This is a genomic window from Methylomonas sp. LL1 (assembly GCF_015711015.1).
Lineage (GTDB): Bacteria > Pseudomonadota > Gammaproteobacteria > Methylococcales > Methylomonadaceae > Methylomonas.
On sequence record NZ_CP064653.1, the window covers coordinates 2,298,227 to 2,317,081 of the forward strand.

Below are 18,855 nucleotides of genomic sequence, written 5' to 3' on the forward strand. Positions count from 1 at the left end.
GAATTAAATATTCTATGATTAAGTCATTAACAAAATTGGTGCATATTTTATACGCGTGTAGACTGGTGCTAATGCATAAAAATCAAAATTAGGGATTTAACATGACCTCTTCTATTCCAACAGGGCCTTTTGAATTTTTCTCAACCAACAGTGGCCAAAAAGTTCCGCTATACCTGATTCCATTCGACAAAAAAGGTCGGTGCGAGGGGCCTCTGACGCAGGACGAACTACTCCATGCTGTTGCTTCCGGTGAATTTACCGACATTCATATTTTTTCCCACGGCTGGAATAATATATTTAAAGAAGCTCTTGAGCGCTATCGCAGTTTTTTTACTGGCTACCTTTCAATTCGAGATCAATTTGGCCTTAATAACCCCGAAGTCTATCGGCCATTGTTTGTTGGCATTCTTTGGCCAAGCACGGCTTTGGTTCTCCCATGGGAGGAAGGGCCTGACATTGCCGGTGCAGGCGGACAGGATCAGCCAATATTGGATGAGCAATTCGCGTTACGAGAACTCGCATCTGATTTGCCTGACGATCGGGTCAGCCGATTCTACGAACTCGCTCAACGGGGCCGGACATTGACGCGGGTGGAGGGAATTGAATTCGCAGAAATTTTATCCATTGTTTATAGGAAGTACGGCGATACCGAGCTTGGAACCGACGCGAACATCTCTGCAGACGACCTACTTAAGGTATGGCATCCGTCTATGGATGATAGTGGCGAGGGCGGTTTCGCTCCCGACGAAACGGAACCAAAATCTGATCAACCAGCGACTGCTGGCGTCCTGGATTTTCTCGATCCACGTAATGCCATCCGCATGGCGACTGTTTGGCAAATGAAGGATCGGGCTGGAACCGTAGGCGCACATGGCGTTGGCCCGATGTTGCACGATATTCTCAAGACACTCGAAGAAGAAGAAAAAGCCCGAAACACACGCGTCCATCTTATGGGTCACTCGTATGGAGCCAAGGTTGTACTGTCAGCGCTTTGCTATCCGTCCAATCTCCCCAGAAAGATAACATCGACCCTCTTACTGCAACCGGCGATCTCCTACCTATGTTTTGGAGAAAACATTGACGAAAATGGCAGGCACGGGGGGTTTCGGAAGGCACTTCAGAGTGTGGACAGACCGATCTTTACTACCTTCAGCAAAAACGATGCCGCACTCACCAAGTTTTTCCACCTCGCCGTGCGACGGGATTCCGATCTGGGCGAGCAGAAAATCGCTGGGATACCACCAAGTAAATTTGCCGCACTAGGAGGATTTGGACCAGGTGGGATGCAGAACGGCGAGAGCAAAACGATACCCATGCCGGAAGTTGGAACAAGATATCCGCTGGAGGGATTCAAGATATTAGGGATCGACGGTTCTGATGATAAGATCAAGGGACATGGCGACGTCAGTAATCGGTTCACTGAATGGGCACTGGTTAACTTGGTTTCTGGGGAGAAGCGGCCATGACTGAACGGCTAATGAGGGAAAACCAGTTATTTGTACTGAGATTGTCCTTATCGCTGACCGCTGAGGCAACCCGGATTGTATTCGATCTCTCTTTAGGAGGCGAGCCAATGGGACGGTTGCAGGCAACTCCGGATGAATTTGGCCTACCTATGACGTTAGATGAAGCCAATGCGGCTGATCGGAATCCGGATTGTTTCAGACTTCCTCAGTACATTGCCGCATCGGTAGCTGCCATTGCAGCACACAGTGAGGCGAAGAGTAAACCCCTCTGGTTATACATAGATTATCCCTCCGGTTATCTTCCTCTCATTCCGTGGGAGCGATTGTTTCAATCTATCCTTAAAATACCGATCCTCCGGTTGCCCTATCTTGATATTCAGCCGGTGACATCGCGCGCGTCGCTCGATGTGGTGATCTGCATGAGTTTGCGGGGGGCGCCTAATGAGGTCGCTCATGAAGCCATTATTGAGAAATTATTAAGTCAAATTCCTTCTGGCTTGACATCTGCCACTACCCTTCACCTTTTCGCTAACCAAGCTAGTCAGGCGGCTCTTCGCCAGCTCGCCGAGTCTTTCTATTCCCAATATCAGATCATCCTTTACGATCCCGCTAAGGCACCGAGCTATACCGAGGCTTATACTCAGGCAGTTGCATCATTAACTAGGGACGTGGAGAATCCCTGGCTCCTCTGGATAGCGAATGCCCTTCATGGCCGCAGTGCTGATGTCGTCCATTTCCTTTGCGAAGGCTACCTGTGTCGAGAGAAAGGTAATTTGTCACTGGGCGAGTCTCCGCTGGGCAAGGTTGACGCCTATTGGGCGAGTCGGGTTGACGCTCAACAGCTTTCGGTTTTTCTCAACCGTCTTGGTGCTTGGGCCGTGGCATTCAGTTCCCCGCCCGGAAACACGTCGCTAGGCGGCCTGCGCCTGTTACAGGAGCAACTCTCTCGACTGCGGCCTGGGCCGGTGTTGCTGCACGATATGGATCAAGATCGTGGTAGCAAACCGCTCGCCAACTGTTACCGCTTCCTCTTCGCTTCAAAACCAGGGCGTCCGCCACAATCCGCCGCTGTGGCCCTGAGCTGCCATCCCTTACAACTAGTTGGGGAAAAATCTGAGTCAGGCGATCAATCTATACTTGAAGAGCTCACAATGGCGACAAAATTGTCAGAAATTCTTCGTGGCTCGGAAAATACGCCCGCCTGGATTGCAGGATCGCAACGCTCCTTGGAACAGGCGGCGGCGGCCCTGATTCATCGGACTAAGGTTTCAGAGGGATTGCGCGGTCTGCAGGAAACCCTCGGAAAGACTCTTGAAGGAGGGGATTCGCCGCTGGAACATATACCTACTTTTGTTAATGAGTCAACTCGCAAGGCGGCTTTAGTGCATGAAGTCATCCGAAGCGGAACCGAAAATGCTTTGCGCTTTACCTCTAATTTGCTGGCGAAGGCTGTACTTGACAAGGAAATATAATGAATTCGCGCACTGTGATCTGGATTCAGGAGACCGACCAAAACAAACCGCAGATGTGTTTGCTTGAGCCACAGACCCATCCGGAAGCACGGATGGGGAAGCAGCTTAAGTTCAAAGCTAAACAACCATTTCAGAATTGGAAACAGGGTGACTCGGTTTCTGGTCCCGTTCAAAAAGCGGGTAGTCAACTTTACCAGTGCCTCACTTCGCACAAGGCAATTGAATATGAATTAGGCGTAGCTTCCGTAACAACTAATGGCAATAAACACCCTATCTATTTTTATCTTGATCCGCCCGAGATCGACGAATTGCCATGGGAAACTCTGTACGATGTCAAAATGGGATTCCTGGCACTCGACGCTCGCTGGCCCATTGCCCGATTGAAAATTCCCTTAGCACAGATCAAGTTGGAGTATGAATTTTCGCCGCCACTACGGATGCTTGCCGTTCTCTCCGCTCCTGGGGGAAATAGCGTTGCGCAGGTCCCTGCTCGTGAGGAGTGGGACTCTATTTACGAGGCCTTACAAGCTGCGAACTTAGAATTCAAACTTCGTGTGTTTGTGTGCGAAGAGTCGCTTAAACAACACATCGATAGCTTGAACGACGCAAGGGTTAAAGTTGATTATGTCATTGACAAATACGAATTAACCCAGGGAATCGTTAATTTTGCACCGCATCTACTGCATTTTTTTTGCCATGGAACGGCAGACAAGTTGCCTTATCTTCAAATTGGTAACAGGGCTGATTGGGAGGTGGAGCGTGACGGTAGCATCATTTTGGAGGCCAATGAGTTACGCCAGACAGCCGATCCAAACCAAAATGTCTGGCTTGTGACCCTTAATTGTTGCGAAAGCGCTATGCAAGCTAAGGATGCGCGCAACTTGGCCAGCGCATTGGTATCCGCAGGCTTCCCTTCCGCGGTCGGCATGCGTGAACCCGTGGCTAGCATCCATGCACATGCGTTTTGTAAATTGTTCTACCGGGGAGTACTTGAGCTGATCAATACCGCTCAAGTTGGGGGCGTGCCGACCACAATCGAGTGGGCAAGTGCATTATGGAAGGCACGGCAAAAACTGCTTGATAATTGTGCACCCAGAAAAGTACCAGCAACGGAGGCTGCGCCGAATTGCAGAGAATGGACGATTCCTGTCCTGTACACACGTAGAGAACCGTTTCTGCTCCGGCGTGCACAGAAGTCGAATGGAATGACGCTGCCGCAGCGGTTGGGCCGGCTGGCTGAGCTCGACGAATTAAAGAGGCAACGGGATGAATTTGCGGCCCGACCGGACGTTGATCCAGGTATCAGACAAAAAATACTCAACGAATTTGAAAATGAAATTCGCCGAATTGAAGATGAGCTGAAAAACTGACTCTCTGATGGTGACATCAACAAGAGGAACTCTAATGGATTTTGAATGGCCGACTACACTAACTATTAACGCATATACAGGCACCGGACAAGCGAACGGTATTGTGTCTGATGCTGCCAAACGGTGGGTCTTGACAAATGCCCCCGAAACTGTGCGGACTTTCTTAAAACCTCCTCCTGAAGCTGATCCGAATGATTGGCACGATCCACGAGTCGGATGGGGACTAGTGCTTCCAGAAAAGCCGGGTCAGTCAAATTCCGATCTCAAATCTGGAGACGATGCGCCCGAACCAATCCGACAATTATTGAAACAACGCAGCCAGGATCTTGGCTTTCCGGTACCGGTGCTGCGCTATCGTCCTGAATCGGAGAATCGGTACCGTTTTCTGCGTAATTATCGTGATGAGAAAGATATTGCGATTAGCGGGTCGCCCCCGGGGGTTATGCCGGGTTGCCTGCCTCGCTACCTCTTGATCTTCGCCTCACCCACGGAAATCCCTTGGGAATTGCAATACCTCCTAAATGCCAGTTGCGCAGTCGGACGTCTGGCATTGGATGGCCAAGCGCTCGAAAATTATGTTGGGGCAATGATGGATGACTGGAAGGATACCATGGCAAACCCCGCCAACGCGGTAGTGTGGGCAACTGACCACGGTCCCAGCGACATTACACGGCTTATGCGAAACAGCATCGCCGCCAAAGTTTACAATCGCCTTGCAGCCGATCCGCAGATTGGCACCAATGCAGTGTTTGTCGATGGATCATCCACCAACGCTAGCGGGGATGCGCTCACCTCGGCCCTCGCTTTGGCCTCTCCTGGGCTGGTGGTTACCACTAGCCATGGTCAGACAGGACCACTCGATAATCTTGAGCTGATGGGTTCACAACTTGGGCTTCCGGTCGACCAGAATTTCTTGCCTATCAATCCTCATAATCTGCTCGACAAATGGTCGCCTAACGGCGCCATCTGGTACGCTCATGCTTGTTGCTCGGCCGGAAGTGATTCACGTACGCTGTTTAATGGCCTCGTCGATAGCGGTTCCGAAATCGATCGAGTGTTGAATGGTATTGCTATGTTAGGTGCGCGAATCGCGCCGCTACCACAGATGCTGCTGGGTGGATCAAAGCCACTCCGCGCTTTCGTTGGGCATGTGGAACCAACGTTCGACTGGACCTTACGCCAACCTCCTACCGGGCAGCATTTGACCGATACGATTATTACAGCACTCTACGAAAAACTGTTTCAACCGGATAGGATTGGCAACGCCTTTCGAGATCATTATGGTCGGCTTGGTGCTCTTTACGTCTCTTACGAAGCAAGTCTGCGTGCATTTAATTCTGGCGAGAATACCAGGCCGGCCATGCTCCATGCTCTTCTCAGCGCACGGGACGTGCAAAGTATGGTCATTCTCGGTGACCCAACAGCATGCTTACCAGCGCTACCCTGACTGGTTTAGCTATAAAACGCTGTTAAAAGAATAAGATTTTAGTTTTTCGATATTTAAACGCAATCAACATTGTTGGGATCGGCGAATTACGATAGCAATCCTTCAAACTCTTCGACCGCATCACTGCGCAACCATGGATCAATTTCGTGCCTGGAGACTGGTCCATGGTGGCGAGTAGTGCGGCGCAGCAGTCGCGCCACGTACTCCATCGCTAGGGTATGATTCTCTTTCATTGCCTTCTGGAAGGCGTTTCCATCAAGCGTTCCGACGTCTCTCAGTACTAGATCTTTGAGTTCCTGCCCGAAATTCATTGAGTTTGCGCTTACCTGCCAAGCACCCGCCTCGATGGTCTCCGGTGTTACTGAGGTCGGGTTATTTTTATCGCGACCTTCATTCCAATTCCATGATGATTCAAAACCAGCGAGTACGCGCATCACTTCTAGCATGACGGCACGTCGATGTTTTATATCCTTCCAAGGACCGAGCGTGTTTTTCACGCTTGAATAGATATCACTTATAAGATTGGGAGCGAAGATTTCATCGGGCGCTTGCTTACCCCAGGAAACTAGCTGATCAAGGAAGTCGTCGGGAGGGGTGCCTCGGTTAGAAACGTGCTGTTTGGTAGCAAGGTATTTCATGGCTAGTTTTTCCTCCACGTCTTCTGGTTTAATAAGCTTATTTATTTCAAAGTGCATAGGGTCATTGAATGACTTGCCCCAGGTAAATCCAAAGAGCTGAAAAACAGGGGCTATAGGTGCCACAGAGTCTCCAAATCCAGGATCATTTTCATTCAAGTCAATCGCAATTCCAAAGGCATGATTGGAAGGAAGCTTGCTTAAGGCACCGCTAGTTGGTTTCCGCAAACGTGGGTTCAGTGTTCCTGCACAGGTTTTAACCAGGGGAAGCTGGCCTTTAGCTTCAATTGAATTAAATACTGCTAGTAGTTGTTGGTGAGCCTGTTTATGAAAACGCAACTTTCCATTGTTAGAGCCTGGAATATCCTTAAGTTGTGGGATGACAATAGGCGTCACATCATTCAGATCGAAGCCAGCAATAAATATTATTCTATCTCCACGTTTCCATTCGGAGCTAGCCGTGCGAAATTTGATGGGACCGAATAATGGGTGAGTAAAGCTGCTTTCTGGCATGGTGTTCTCCTAATAGACGAGTTAACGGATTTTGGCGGGTGAAGAGCATAACAAGGACAAGATAAATTATTGATCAGCATGTAAATTTCGTTTCTGTATGTCATTCGGCGACAAGGCATTATGACTAACTACCAAAGCGCTGTCATTAATCGAATGGACGCTCGCTAAAAACCTAAAAGTGGTCTGCTTGGAACTTGATGTGGCTACACTAAACCGGACACACTTTTTAAAATAACCTGAAAAAGCGTGAATCCAAAATGAGCCAAGAAAAACCCAATACCTATACAGCCGAATTCAGAGCCTCAGCCGTCAAGTTGGCGAATGAATCCGATAAACCGATCAGCCAGGTAGCCCAGGATCTTGGCATTAACGTCAATACCTTGCATACCTGGATAGGAAAATACAGTCGCCCCAAAGACAGCAATAAAGCGGTCCGTACCGATGAACATCTGTACGATGAACTCAAGCGCCTTAAGAAGGAAGTGGCCCGATTGACCGAGGAGCGCGATTTACTAAAAAAGGCAGCGGCGTACTTCGCCAAGGAACAAAGATGAAGTACGCCTGGATCAAGCAGCATGCAGAGGACTTTGCGGTAGATACCCTGTGCCGGTTCATGAGGGTATCCCGAAGCGCCTACTACGACTGGCTGAAGCAAGGCCCCTCTGCGGGCGAACAAGACGATGCCGCCCTATCCGAGATGATCCAAAGCACCTTTGGCAAAAGCCGGGCAACCTACGGTACGCGCCGTCTCAAAGCCGCCTTATCCGCTCAGAACCGAACCGTCAGCCGCCGCCGTATCGGTCGTTTGATGCGGGAAGCGGGGTTGGCCTGTAAAACCAAGCGCAAATTCAAAGCCACGACGAATTCGAAGCATCATCAACCGGTTGCGTCCAATCACCTGGATCGGCAATTTGCCGTGGAAAAGCCCAATCAAGTCTATGCCGGCGACATCACCTATATCCATACGCAGGAGGGCTGGCTGTATCTGGCCGTGGTGATTGATCTCTATTCCCGGCAAGTCGTGGGCTGGTCTATGGCCGAACATATGCGGACCAAACTGGTGAACGATGCGCTACTGATGGCGGTTTGGAAGCGCAAGCCCGAGAAAGGCTTGCTATGGCATACCGATCGCGGCAGCCAATATGCATCGGACAGCCATCGAGCCTTATTAACGCAACACGGCATCCGGCAAAGCATGAGTCGTAAGGGAAACTGCTGGGATAATGCCGTCTCGGAAAGTTTCTTTCATACCCTGAAAACCGAGTTGATACATCACCAGACCTATCGAACCCGATCCGAGGCCAGGCAGGCCGTATTCGAATATATCGAAGTGTTTTATAACCGCGAGCGACTTCATTCCGCCAATGGCTACCTGTCGCCCGTTGACTACGAAGTGCAGCTTAAAGCTGCTTAGCTGTGTGTCCGGAAAAGTGTTGACACATCATATCGTCGCGGCTAAAGCCCCTCCCACACCGGCGACATGCAATCGTCGAAAACGAAAAGTTATGTTTGGCGAAAGCCTAAAAATCTCGCCGTTCCCGTTCGGAGCGAGATCATCCGAGCAAAAAGCCTCGTTATTCCAACAAAAAGCAAGACCATTCCCTTTCGGAGCGAGATCGTCCGAGCTAAAAGCCTCGCCGTTCTCGTCAAAAGCGAGACCGTTCCCTCTCGGATCGAGATCATCCGGGCAAAAAGCCTCGCCGTTCTCCTAAAAAGCGAGACCATTCTCTCTCGGAGCGAAATCATCCGGGCAAAAAGCCTCGTCGTTCTCGTAAAAAGCAAAACCATTCCCTTTCAGAGCGGGATCGTCCGAGCTAAAAGCCTCGCCATTCTCGTAAAAAGCGAGACCGTTCCCGCTCGGAGCGAGATCGATGATGTTTTGAGTTTATAGGCCGGAACATGGGCACAGCAAAAGACCGATTCAACATCCGACAATTCAGCTTGAACACCAGCAAACGGCGGCTTATTTGAAACGGTTTTCATCAGAACTGCTTGCCGCCGGTCCGCGTACTGTTTAGGATGGAAATATGTTGGCACCGCAGAAAACAGACCATGGCTTTGGCATTGAAAGACCGGCAACATCACACTTACGGCGATTATTTGGGCTGGAAGGACGACCTTCGTTACGAGCTAATTAACGGCAATGCTTATTTAATGCCAACGGCACATGACTTGCCGCATCAGGACGTAGCCGGAGAAATTTATTGTCAAACCGCCCACGCGCTATCAGGCCAACCCTATAGAGTTTTCATCGGGCCGCTCGACGTGCGTCTGCCCAAGAAAAACGAAACCGATAACCAAATCGACACCGTTGTCCAACCCGACGTACTGGTGGTTTGCGACAGCAACAAGTTGGATAAACGCGGCGTGCGCGGCGCGCCGGACTGGATCGTGGAAGTGTTGTCGCCATCCACCGCCGGCCACGATCAAATCAAGAAACGCAATCTCTACGAACGCCACGGCGTCCGCGAATACTGGCTGGTGCATCCGGTCGACCGGATGTTGACGGTGTATCGCCTGCAATACGGCGAATACGGCAAACCGGAACTATCGCAACTGGAAGGCGAAACTCCAGTCGGCATTTTGCCTGAGATCGTGATTCGCTGGGACGAACTGGCGGCGCGCCTGCCAAAGGATTATTGAGGCTGATCGTTTGAGAATCTTCTTACCGCCGCTACACCAGTTGGCCATTTTTATAGTCACTCATGGCCTGCTCAATCTGTTCGCGTGTATTCATCACGAAAGGCCCATACTGGACTACCGGCTCGTGTAGCGGGCGTCCTGCCAACAGCAGAAAGGCAGCGGACCGATCTTGAGTGCGTATTTCGATGCTATCGCCGCTAGACAGGACGCCGGCGGATTGCGATTCCAACTGACGCGCCTTATCGATGGGGCCGATCTCGATTTGACCTTCATAGGGATATACAAACGCATTGAGCTCCGAGGCAAACGCTTGGCTGAATTGTCCGTTGGCTGGCAAGCGAACATCCAGGAACAACGGTTCGGTAGTGATACCCTGAATTGGACCCCAGATAAGTTTGCCATCCATGTCTACAGAGCCGGCTATCACTTTAACTTCTCCCCCGTTAGGCAGAGCTATCCTGGGGATTTGATCCGGCTGAATGTCCTGATAACTTGCTGGTTTCATTTTTTCCTTGGCCGGCAAATTGACCCAGAGCTGGAAGCCTCGCATTCGGCCGCTTTCCTGTTGCGGCATTTCCGAATGGATAATGCCGCGTCCGGCCGTCATCCATTGGGCACCGCCGCTTTTCAAGTCGCCCTTGTTGCCAAGATGGTCTTCATGCAGCATATGGCCATCCAGCATGTAGGTGACGGTCTCGAAACCGCGATGGGGATGACTCGGAAAACCGGCGATATAGTCATCGGCGTTCTCCGAAGAAAATTCATCCAGCATCAGGAAAGGATCAACGCGCAGGGCTTGAGTTTGCCCCAGGCTACGGCGCAGCTTGACGCCGGCACCATCGGATGTGGCGATGGCGGGAATGATTTGTTGAAGGATACGTGTGCTCATATCTGACTCCTTAGCGGCCGATGGCAATTGGACAGCCTGTTGTCATCGGCCAAGGGTTTAAAAACCGCCGTTTCAAAAGCGCTCATGTCACCGAGACTTAGGCGATTTATGGAAATAAAGTTACTCAATCCGAGAAATTTGCCGTTGACTGAGCGGAGTCGAAGTCCATCATTCGCTTCGACTCCGCTCAGCGAACGAAGGTTTGGCAATGGGTACAATCTTTCTCAAAAGTCGTCTTATTGTTTGACGGCTTCAACCGGGATGGTGATGGTGATTTCGTCACTCACTTGCGGCGCATATTTGCCCATATTGAAATCGGTGCGTTTGATCACCGCCGTGGCATTAGCACCGCACGCATCTTTTTTCAGCATCGGATGCGGCATGCACTGGAAGGATGTCACCGTTAGGGTAACCGGCTTAGTGATGCCTTTCAGGGTTAGCGTGCCATCGACGGCAACCGGATTTTCACCCTCGAATTTGAACTTGTTCGATATAAAACTCATCGTCGGGTACTTGGCGCTATCCAGAAAATCCTCGCCTTGTATGTGTTCGTTGAATAACGGAATGCCGGTGTTGACTGAAGCCGTATCAACCACGACCTCTACCAAACCGGTCTTGGCTTGACGGTCCAGCACAATCTTGCCGGATGTTTTATCGAAGCGGCTAACTTGGGTGGAGTAACCAAAATGGCTGTAGGAAAAACGCGGCAAGGTGTGGTCGGCGTCGATGACATAGGTTTCGGGGGCGGCCAGCGCCGTGCCTGACAGTAATGCGGCTAATGATAATAGGGCTGTGTGTTTCATGTTAAAGCTCCTGGTTTTGGATGATTGAAAAATGAGAGCGGTATGTTTATGCAAACGGTCTAGCTGTTGCCTAGTTTCATGCGGCCAATGCGGTAATGCGTTGTTGAGCGGCCAGTAAGGCTTTGTCCTTGGCTGGCTCTCCCATGTTCAAGCCTTCCGCATAGATGAATTCAACATCGGTGATGCCTATAAATCCTAGAAAATCGCGAACATATGTGGTCTGACTGTCGAGCGCGGTGCCTGCATACAGACCGCCCCTGGTTGCGAAGACATAGACCTTTTTGTCTTCCAGCAAACCTTCGGGGCCGTTCTCGGTATAACGAAAGGTCACCCCGGCGCGGGAGATCTGATCGAAATAGGCTTTCAGGGTCGAGGGGATACCGAAGTTATACATCGGCAAGCCCATGACAATGATGTCCGCCCGTTGAATCTCGCCGATCAAGGCATCGGATTCCTCGACATAGGCCTGCTGCTCCGTTGTTCTGGCTTCCGGCAAGGTGAAAAATGCCTCAACGCGTTGGGCGTCGAGATGGGGCAATGGATCGCTAGCCAAATCTCGAACCTTGATCCGTGCATTCGGATTATGGCCTTGCCATTGGGCAACAAATGCATCCGCCAATTGGCTGGAGTTTCCGCCCGATGAAAAGATACTTGAATTGATTTGTAACAATGTGGTCATAGTGTTTATCCCCAATCAGTAAACGTGGTGCTATTTAACGCTTTAAATGATCGATAAAAAAGCATAATAATTCGCGCATAATGATCCATTCATTCGATAGGTAACCATGAGCCCTCATATTACGCTGGAACAATGGCGCTCCTTGATCGAAGTGGTCGATGCGGGTGGTTATGCGCAAGCGGCTGAAAAGCTGTGCAAAAGCCAATCGGCCGTCAGCTATGCGGTACAAAAAATTGAATCTCAACTGGGCGTCAAAGCCTTCGAAATTCAGGGCCGCAAAGCCATACTGACTCCAACCGGGCAAATGCTGTACCGGCGCGCGCTAGCGCTCGTGGATGAGGCCAACGAATTGGAGCGGGCAGCGCATAGGCTTTCAGCCGGCTGGGAAGCGGTTATCACCATTGCCGCTGAAATTCTGTTCCCGGCTAAATTACTACTGAACTGTCTTGAGCGCTTTGGACAGGAAAGCCCGGGTACCCGGGTTGAACTGATTGAATCGGTATTAGGCGGAACGACCGACGCTTTGCTGAGTGGATACGTGGATTTGGCCATTTCGCCACGAATCCCGCCGGGGTTTTTAGGCGAACTTCTGACTCGAATCCGCTTGCTGGCAGTGGCGCACGCGGATCATCCACTACATCACCTAGGCCGGGAGCTGAGCCATAGAGACTTGCGCCACTACCGCCATCTGGTTGTACGGGATTCCGGGGCTAAACGCGATCAACGCGCGGTGACGGTTGAAGTGGATCAACGTTGGACGGTGAGTCAGGTTGCCACTTCGATTCAGGCGGTCTGCATGGGTTATGGTTTCGCCTGGTTACCCGAAACACAGATCGGCGAAGAACTTCGGACAGGGCTGTTAAAGCCGCTACCCTTACGGGAAGGTCAGCTACGCGAGGTACCTTTGTACTTGATTATTGCTAATCCGGATGTTGCCGGACCCGGGGTAAGGCATATGGCGAATATTCTCAAGGCATCGGTCATCCCGTAAAAAAATAGGTTTTTTGCTGTATGCCGGAACAATCGATTAATCTCTGGACTTTCACTAACGGGCTAACTACCATTCCAATGCAAATTCGCCCGTCAGCCACTTCACGGTAATACGCCACACAACATGCAACAATCAACCGCCTTCGTTAATTGGTTTAGAAATTCCTCACCCTATATCCACGCGCATCGCAATCGCACCTTCGTCATCTTCTTTAGCGGGATGGCGGTTACCGAGCCTGACTTCGACAATCTGATTCATGACTTTGCCTTGCTAAGAAGCCTGGGCGTCAGACTGGTCTTGGTGCACGGCATTCGTCCGCAGATCGACGAACAGGTGACAGAGCACGGCGACATCCCGAAATTTCACCACCATTTGCGCATCACCGACGCACAAACCCTGCAATATGTAAAGCAAGCCGCCGGCCTGGTGCGGGTCGAGATCGAAGCATTATTATCGATGGGGGTATCGGGTTCGCCGATGGCGGGCGCCAAGATTCGGGTTGCTTCCGGCAATTTCGTCACGGCCAAACCGCTGGGCGTGCTGGATGGCATCGATTACTGCTATACGGGCAAGGTACGGCGCATAGACAGCCAGGCAATCCATCAACAACTGGATCAAAACAATGTGGTGCTGATCTCGCCTATCGGTTATTCGCCCAGCGGCGAGGTGTTCAACCTGTCCGCCGAAGAAGTCGCCACCGAAGTCGCCATTGCCTTGCAAGCGGAAAAACTGATCCTGTTGACCGAGCAAAGCTGCATCTCGCCGAAGGATAACCAGACTATCCAACAACTGACGACCGATCAAGCCGGCGAACTCTTACAGCAATCAACCGACATAGCCGTCGCCGTTGCGCTGTCGCTGCAGGCCGCCATCCAAAGCTGCCAAAAAGGCGTGCGCCGCGCCCATTTGGTCAATCGCCATTTGGACGGCGCCTTGCTGCTGGAATTATTTACCCGGGATGGCATAGGCACATTGATCAGTTCCACCGCGTTCGAAACTCTCCGCCCGGCCACGCTCGACGACATCGGCGGTATCATGGAATTGATTAAGCCGCTAGAACAAAATGGTATCCTGGTGAAACGTTCGCGGGAAAAACTGGAAATGGAAATTGGTGATTACATCGTGATCGAACGCGATGGTTTGATTATCGGCTGTACCGCCTTTCATGTTTTACCGGATCGGCATAACGCCGAAATCGCTTGTCTCGCGGTTCATTCGGATTATCAAAAAGGCGCGCGCGGCAACCGGTTGCTGGAACACTTGATCAATAATGCCCAAAAACAGGCCATTACCCGCTTGTTCGTCCGATCGACCCAGACGGTGCATTGGTTTGTCGAACGCGGCTTTATTCCTTGCAAAATAGAGGATTTACCCGAACCGATGAAAAGCGCCTATAACTATCAACGAAAATCCAAGGTCCTGTTTAAAGACGTTGACTGACCGCGAACACATGATCCGCTTCGATGCCCCTCTCAAGCCAGCTATTGCCGATTCAAAAATGCTTAGTCAAGACATCTTTATTGAAACCCTAAAACACACGCCGCTGGTATCCATCGATCTGATTGTCCGCTCCGCCAATCACGAACTATTGATGGGCAAACGGCTCAATGAACCCGCATCGGGATATTGGTTTGTGCCGGGCGGCAGAATATTCAAATCGGAAACACTGGAAGCCGCATTCCACAGGATTTGCCGGGCGGAACTGGGTCTAACTTACCGTTTGGGCGACAGCCAGTTGGTGGGCGCATTTACCCACCTGTACCCGAACAATTTTGCCCAGGTACCGGGCGTAAGTACACATTATGTGGTACTGGCTTATCGGTTAAACCTGGACATTGAAATACAACAACTCCCGCGGCAACAGCACTCGGATTATCGTTGGTTTAAGCAAGATGACAACTTAACCGAAGTACATCCTTACAGCCAGGCCTATTTCGGCTATTTATCATGAGCGGTTGCCGGCCACGACTATGCTAAAAGTCCTGCAAATCACAGACATGCACTTGTTGCCGCACTCCGGCGACATCATGCTGGGCATTGATACCGAGCATTATTTCAAGCTGACCCTAGAGCACGCCCACGCAGTCCATGGCCGCTTTGATTTGATTCTGCTAACCGGCGATCTGGCGCAAGATCCCTGCCCCGGCAGTTACCAACGCCTTTACCGACACCTGAACGGCTATGACACGCCTTGTCTGTGCCTGCCGGGAAATCATGACGATTTAAGTCTGATGACGAAATATTTGAATAATGGCTTGGTCAGTTGCCAAAAGCATTTGGTGTTGGGAAACTGGCTGATCATTGGCCTAAACAGCCAAAAGCCCAACAGCCCCGTTGGCGCGCTTAGCCGAGAGGAATTAGTGTTTTTGCAACGGACGCTGCAATCGAACTCTGACAGGCCAACATTGATTGCGGTTCACCATCACTGCTTTGCCAGCGGCTCGGCATGGCTGGATACCATGCAAATCCAAAACAGCGAGGCTTTTTTGAAATTGATCGAAGGATTTGGGCAAGTCAAGGCGGTGACCTGCGGCCATATTCATCAGGAATTCGCTTGCCAGGAAAAACCGATAGCCTTCTTTGCCACACCAGCCAGCTGTTTTCAATTCACGCCAAATTCCAGTGAGTTCAGCATTGATGAAACGGCCCCCGGTTACCGGATATTTAATCTATACGATGACGGCGGCCTGCAATCGGATTGTCACCGCTTACCGGTCAAGCTGGACAATTTAAACCGGAATGCTCACGAATATTAACCGGACAGGCCGGTCAAATAGCTTGTCGCGTCAACCTGAACATCCTCGGCGATCAACAAGGAACCCAGTTCATCCATGGCCTTGCGGTAAACCCGGCGCTTGAAATACACCACATCTTGCAGCGGGTACCAATATTCCACCCATTTGAAATTATCGAATTCCTGCTTGTGGCCGCAATCGAAACGCACCATCGATTCATCGCTCAACAGGCGCAGCATAAACCAGATTTGTTTTTGGCCGATGCACAGCGGCAGTGAATTCTTGCGGATATAGCGTTCCGGTAGCTTGTAACGCAGCCAGTAGCGGGTACGCCCCAGCACTTGAACATGCTCGGCGCGCAAGCCTGTTTCCTCCCACAACTCCCGATACATCGCCGTTTCCGGGTCTTCGTCGCCATCGATCCCGCCTTGCGGAAACTGCCACGAATTAGCGCCCTTGCGCTTTGCCCAGAATACACGACCCTCGTCATTGCAAAGGATAATCCCGACATTAGGCCGGTATCCTTTCGAGTCTATCATGTAAAAAACCTGTATTATTGCGGCCCGTTTTCGATGACTGAATGCTAAAATCAAAAATGGGCCGACCATTAAAATCAATGGCGCAATTGTTCCATAAATAAGCGGCATAAGCCATACGCCGCTTTGTTTTATTTACTTTCAACGGGTTTAACGTGAGCTTAGCGATTTTTGATTTGGACAACACGCTGATCGCAGACGACAGCGATTTTTTATGGGGACAGTTTCTGGTCGATCGCGGCATCGTCGACAAAGACTATTACGAAGAGGCTAACGCAAAGTTTTACCAAGACTACCAACAGGGCAAACTGGACATCATCGAGTTTCTGGATTTCTCACTGAAACCCTTGGCCATGCACGATGCCCAGCAGCTCTATCTCTGGCGCGATGAGTTTGTCGAAACCGTGATCAAACCGATTACACTGGCTGCCGCTCACAAGCTGGTCGAACAACATCGGGCCGCCGGCGACACCTTATTGGTCGTCACCGCCACCAACCGCTTCGTCACCGAACCCATCGTCAAACTGTATGGCATAGACAATCTGCTGGCCACCACCCCGGAATTCATAAACGGCCAATATACCGGCAACTTTATCGGTACACCGTGTTTTCAGGAAGGCAAGGTCAAACAACTACAAGACTGGTTAGCCGGCTCGACCGAGAGCTTGGCGGGCAGCTGTTTTTATAGCGACTCGCACAATGATCTGCCCCTGTTAAAGCTGGTCGACAAACCGATAGCCGTGGATCCCGACCAACAACTGCGCCTAGTGGCGGAACAAGCCGGTTGGCCGATTATCAGCCTTAGATAATTAAACGATCAGGCTACAAAATGCTTTGAATCCTGATTTTAATATTGAATCGCTTCTATTTTTTCTGTATAAAGAAAATCTGTTTGTCGGCTTCCTTTAGAATTTTCAGCGGAACATGTCCGGCCTGATCGATATAGACACCGAAATCCAGATGAGCGGCCGGATCGGTGGCAATCACCTTGACCACTCCGCCGCTCTCAATTTCCATAATCGCCTTTTTCAGGCGCAATAACGGCAAGGGACATTGCAAGCCGCTGGCATCCACTTCTAAGTCGAACTCGATCATTACTTTGTTTTCTCAATTGAGCCATAAACGCTTTTATCATATCACCAACTTAAACCCACGAATATCAAGCAGCGATGGATTACTTTCCCCTTTTCGTTAAACTCAAAAATCAGCCCTGTCTGGTGGTAGGCGCCGGCGAGGTAGCCGCGCGCAAAATCGAAGTATTAGGCAAGGCCGGTGCCAGAATCACGGTGATAGCCGAACAACTGGGGCCGAGTGTTGCGGCATTGCAATCCGCACTGAACCTGACATTAATACAAAAGCGCTTTTCCGCTGACGACGTGTTGGGCATGCGCCTGGTGATTTCCGCCACCAATAACAGGGCCACCAATGAGCTAGTCGCCGCCGCCGCTGAAAACCATCGGATTCCGGTCAACGTGGTTGATAACCCCGATCTGTGCAGCTTCATTTTCCCGGCCATCGTCGACCGCTCGCCGTTGATTGCCGCGATTTCCTCCGGCGGTGCTTCGCCGGTCCTGGCCAGAATTTTACGGGCCAAGATAGAAAGCCTGATTCCAGCCGCCTATGGTCGTCTGGCGCAATTTGCCGAGGAATTCAGGCTTTTGGTCAAGCAACGGATCAAACAACCCTCACAGCGGCGCATCTTTTGGGAAAACATGCTGCATGGACATGTGGCCGAATTGGTTTTCACCGGAAAGATTCAGGAAGCGGAATTAGAGCTCAAGTCCCAATTGTTGCTTGCGGAACAGGCTACAACCAAGGGCGAGGTGTATTTGATCGGCGCCGGCCCTGGTGATCCGGATTTGTTGACCTTCCGCGCCTTGCGCCTGATGCAGCAAGCCGACGTGATCGTGTATGACCGCCTGGTGTCGGATGGCATCTTGGAAATGGCGCGGCGCGATGCCGAGAAAATCTATGTCGGCAAACAACGCAGCAATCACAGCCTGCCGCAAGAATCGATCAACGAATTGCTGGCTAATCTGGCCTTATCCGGTAAACGAGTAGCCCGATTAAAGGGCGGCGACCCGTTCATCTTCGGCCGTGGCGGCGAGGAAATTGAAACCCTGATGCAGCAAGGCATACCTTTTCAAGTAGTACCCGGCATTACCGCCGCCTCCGGCTGCGCCACCTATGCCGGCATTCCGCTGACCCACCGCGATCACGCTCAATCCTGTACCTTCGTCACCGGACACCTAAAGGACGGCAGCATTAATCTGAACTGGAAACAGCTTGCGGCCCCGAATCAGACTATCGTGATCTACATGGGCCTGGTGGGCCTGTACACGATCTGCCAGGCTTTGATCGAGCACGGCTGCCCACCGGATCACCCCATCGCCATCATTCAACAAGGCACCACCCAAAACCAGAGGGTTATCACCGGCACCCTGACCGACATGCCGAGACTGGCCGAGCAGGCCGACATCAAGCCGCCAACCCTGATTATAGTGGGCACCGTGGTATCGCTGCATGAAAAACTTCACTGGTTTCAATCCGGGCAGCCGCCACACTCTTAACGCCGGCATTTTCAGCGAAGTTTAAGTTTTAATCATGACAATACAGCCGCAAGCCAGTGAAATCGTCCTGTTTTAGCGAAAATCGATTGAATTTTTCTGTAAAATT

18 protein-coding genes and 1 pseudogene are annotated in these 18,855 nt (G+C 51.0%); 13 read left to right on the forward strand and 6 right to left on the reverse strand.

Annotated features, from left to right (window positions below; all coding sequences use genetic code 11):
* The first annotated feature begins 101 nt into the window (after positions 1 to 101).
* Genes IVG45_RS10725 through IVG45_RS10740 form a run of 4 tightly spaced genes read left to right on the forward strand, consistent with a single transcriptional unit; the run spans position 102 to position 5,755 of the window.
* On the forward strand, positions 102 to 1,466 hold the full coding sequence (locus IVG45_RS10725; protein ID WP_196437798.1) for a hypothetical protein: 1,365 nt from the start codon (positions 102 to 104) through the stop codon (positions 1,464 to 1,466).
* Entirely contained in the window at positions 1,463 to 2,938 is a 1,476-nt protein-coding gene (locus IVG45_RS10730) for a hypothetical protein (protein ID WP_196437799.1), read from the forward strand. The genes IVG45_RS10725 and IVG45_RS10730 overlap by 4 nt, the downstream gene beginning before the upstream one ends.
* Positions 2,938 to 4,308, forward strand: a complete 1,371-nt coding sequence (locus IVG45_RS10735; RefSeq protein WP_196437800.1) for a CHAT domain-containing protein — start codon at positions 2,938 to 2,940, stop codon at positions 4,306 to 4,308. The genes IVG45_RS10730 and IVG45_RS10735 overlap by 1 nt, the downstream gene beginning before the upstream one ends.
* 34 nt (positions 4,309 to 4,342) lie before the next feature.
* Entirely contained in the window at positions 4,343 to 5,755 is a 1,413-nt protein-coding gene (locus IVG45_RS10740; RefSeq protein WP_196437801.1) for a hypothetical protein, read from the forward strand.
* Between the two features lie 86 nt (positions 5,756 to 5,841).
* On the opposite strand, the gene IVG45_RS10745 is transcribed toward IVG45_RS10740, so the two are convergent.
* The gene (locus IVG45_RS10745; RefSeq protein ID WP_196437802.1) at positions 5,842 to 6,903 is read right to left on the reverse strand and encodes a M15 family metallopeptidase; all 1,062 of its coding nucleotides are present in this window, start codon (positions 6,901 to 6,903) and stop codon (positions 5,842 to 5,844) included.
* Positions 6,904 to 7,160: 257 nt separating this feature from the next.
* Between IVG45_RS10745 and IVG45_RS10755 the strand changes: the two are divergent.
* The 3 genes and pseudogenes from IVG45_RS10755 to IVG45_RS10765 all read left to right on the forward strand — a co-directional run bounded on the left by IVG45_RS10755 (position 7,161) and on the right by IVG45_RS10765 (position 9,546).
* Positions 7,161 to 8,317: pseudogene (locus IVG45_RS10755) on the forward strand (IS3 family transposase).
* Between the two features lie 66 nt (positions 8,318 to 8,383).
* Complete coding sequence (locus IVG45_RS10760) at positions 8,384 to 8,794, forward strand: hypothetical protein (RefSeq protein ID WP_196437803.1); 411 nt, start codon at positions 8,384 to 8,386, stop codon at positions 8,792 to 8,794.
* 161 nt (positions 8,795 to 8,955) lie between these two features.
* On the forward strand, positions 8,956 to 9,546 hold the full coding sequence (locus tag IVG45_RS10765; protein ID WP_196437804.1) for a Uma2 family endonuclease: 591 nt from the start codon (positions 8,956 to 8,958) through the stop codon (positions 9,544 to 9,546).
* 31 nt (positions 9,547 to 9,577) lie between these two features.
* On the opposite strand, the gene IVG45_RS10770 is transcribed toward IVG45_RS10765, so the two are convergent.
* The 3 genes from IVG45_RS10770 to IVG45_RS10780 form a co-directional block, all read right to left on the reverse strand.
* Positions 9,578 to 10,435, reverse strand: a complete 858-nt coding sequence (locus IVG45_RS10770) for a pirin family protein (RefSeq protein ID WP_196437805.1) — start codon at positions 10,433 to 10,435, stop codon at positions 9,578 to 9,580.
* A 236-nt stretch (positions 10,436 to 10,671) separates the two neighbouring features.
* Positions 10,672 to 11,238 carry a YceI family protein gene (locus IVG45_RS10775; RefSeq protein WP_196437806.1) on the reverse strand — a complete coding sequence of 189 codons (567 nt, stop codon included), beginning with the start codon at positions 11,236 to 11,238 and terminating at the stop codon, positions 10,672 to 10,674.
* A 76-nt stretch (positions 11,239 to 11,314) separates the two neighbouring features.
* Positions 11,315 to 11,917, reverse strand: coding sequence for an FMN-dependent NADH-azoreductase (locus IVG45_RS10780; protein WP_196437807.1), 603 nt, complete (start codon positions 11,915 to 11,917; stop codon positions 11,315 to 11,317).
* A gap of 106 nt (positions 11,918 to 12,023) precedes the next feature.
* Between IVG45_RS10780 and IVG45_RS10785 the strand changes: the two genes are divergently transcribed.
* From IVG45_RS10785 to cpdA, 4 genes are all read left to right on the forward strand, one after another.
* Complete coding sequence (locus IVG45_RS10785; RefSeq protein WP_196437808.1) at positions 12,024 to 12,908, forward strand: LysR family transcriptional regulator; 885 nt, start codon at positions 12,024 to 12,026, stop codon at positions 12,906 to 12,908.
* 123 nt (positions 12,909 to 13,031) lie between these two features.
* On the forward strand, positions 13,032 to 14,348 hold the full coding sequence (gene argA, locus IVG45_RS10790; RefSeq protein ID WP_196437809.1) for an amino-acid N-acetyltransferase: 1,317 nt from the start codon (positions 13,032 to 13,034) through the stop codon (positions 14,346 to 14,348).
* 58 nt (positions 14,349 to 14,406) lie between these two features.
* Positions 14,407 to 14,859 (forward strand): GDP-mannose mannosyl hydrolase, encoded by a 453-nt coding sequence (locus IVG45_RS10795; protein WP_196437810.1) that lies wholly within the window; start codon positions 14,407 to 14,409, stop codon positions 14,857 to 14,859.
* A 19-nt stretch (positions 14,860 to 14,878) separates the two neighbouring features.
* Positions 14,879 to 15,664 carry a 3',5'-cyclic-AMP phosphodiesterase gene (gene cpdA, locus IVG45_RS10800; protein WP_196437811.1) on the forward strand — a complete coding sequence of 262 codons (786 nt, stop codon included), beginning with the start codon at positions 14,879 to 14,881 and terminating at the stop codon, positions 15,662 to 15,664.
* Here the strand turns inward: cpdA and rppH are convergent.
* A complete protein-coding gene (gene rppH, locus IVG45_RS10805) occupies positions 15,661 to 16,182 on the reverse strand; it encodes an RNA pyrophosphohydrolase (protein WP_196437812.1) in 522 nt (173 codons plus the stop codon). The genes cpdA and rppH overlap by 4 nt on opposite strands.
* A 152-nt stretch (positions 16,183 to 16,334) precedes the next feature.
* Between rppH and IVG45_RS10810 the strand changes: the two genes are divergently transcribed.
* Positions 16,335 to 16,988, forward strand: coding sequence for an HAD family hydrolase (locus IVG45_RS10810; protein ID WP_196437813.1), 654 nt, complete (start codon positions 16,335 to 16,337; stop codon positions 16,986 to 16,988).
* 55 nt (positions 16,989 to 17,043) lie between these two features.
* Here the strand turns inward: IVG45_RS10810 and IVG45_RS10815 are convergent, their stop codons facing one another.
* Positions 17,044 to 17,274, reverse strand: coding sequence for a sulfurtransferase TusA family protein (locus IVG45_RS10815; RefSeq protein WP_196437814.1), 231 nt, complete (start codon positions 17,272 to 17,274; stop codon positions 17,044 to 17,046).
* Positions 17,275 to 17,348: 74 nt separating this feature from the next.
* Between IVG45_RS10815 and cysG the strand changes: the two genes are divergently transcribed.
* Positions 17,349 to 18,749 (forward strand): siroheme synthase CysG, encoded by a 1,401-nt coding sequence (gene cysG / locus IVG45_RS10820; protein WP_196437815.1) that lies wholly within the window; start codon positions 17,349 to 17,351, stop codon positions 18,747 to 18,749.
* Positions 18,750 to 18,855 lie beyond the last annotated feature (106 nt).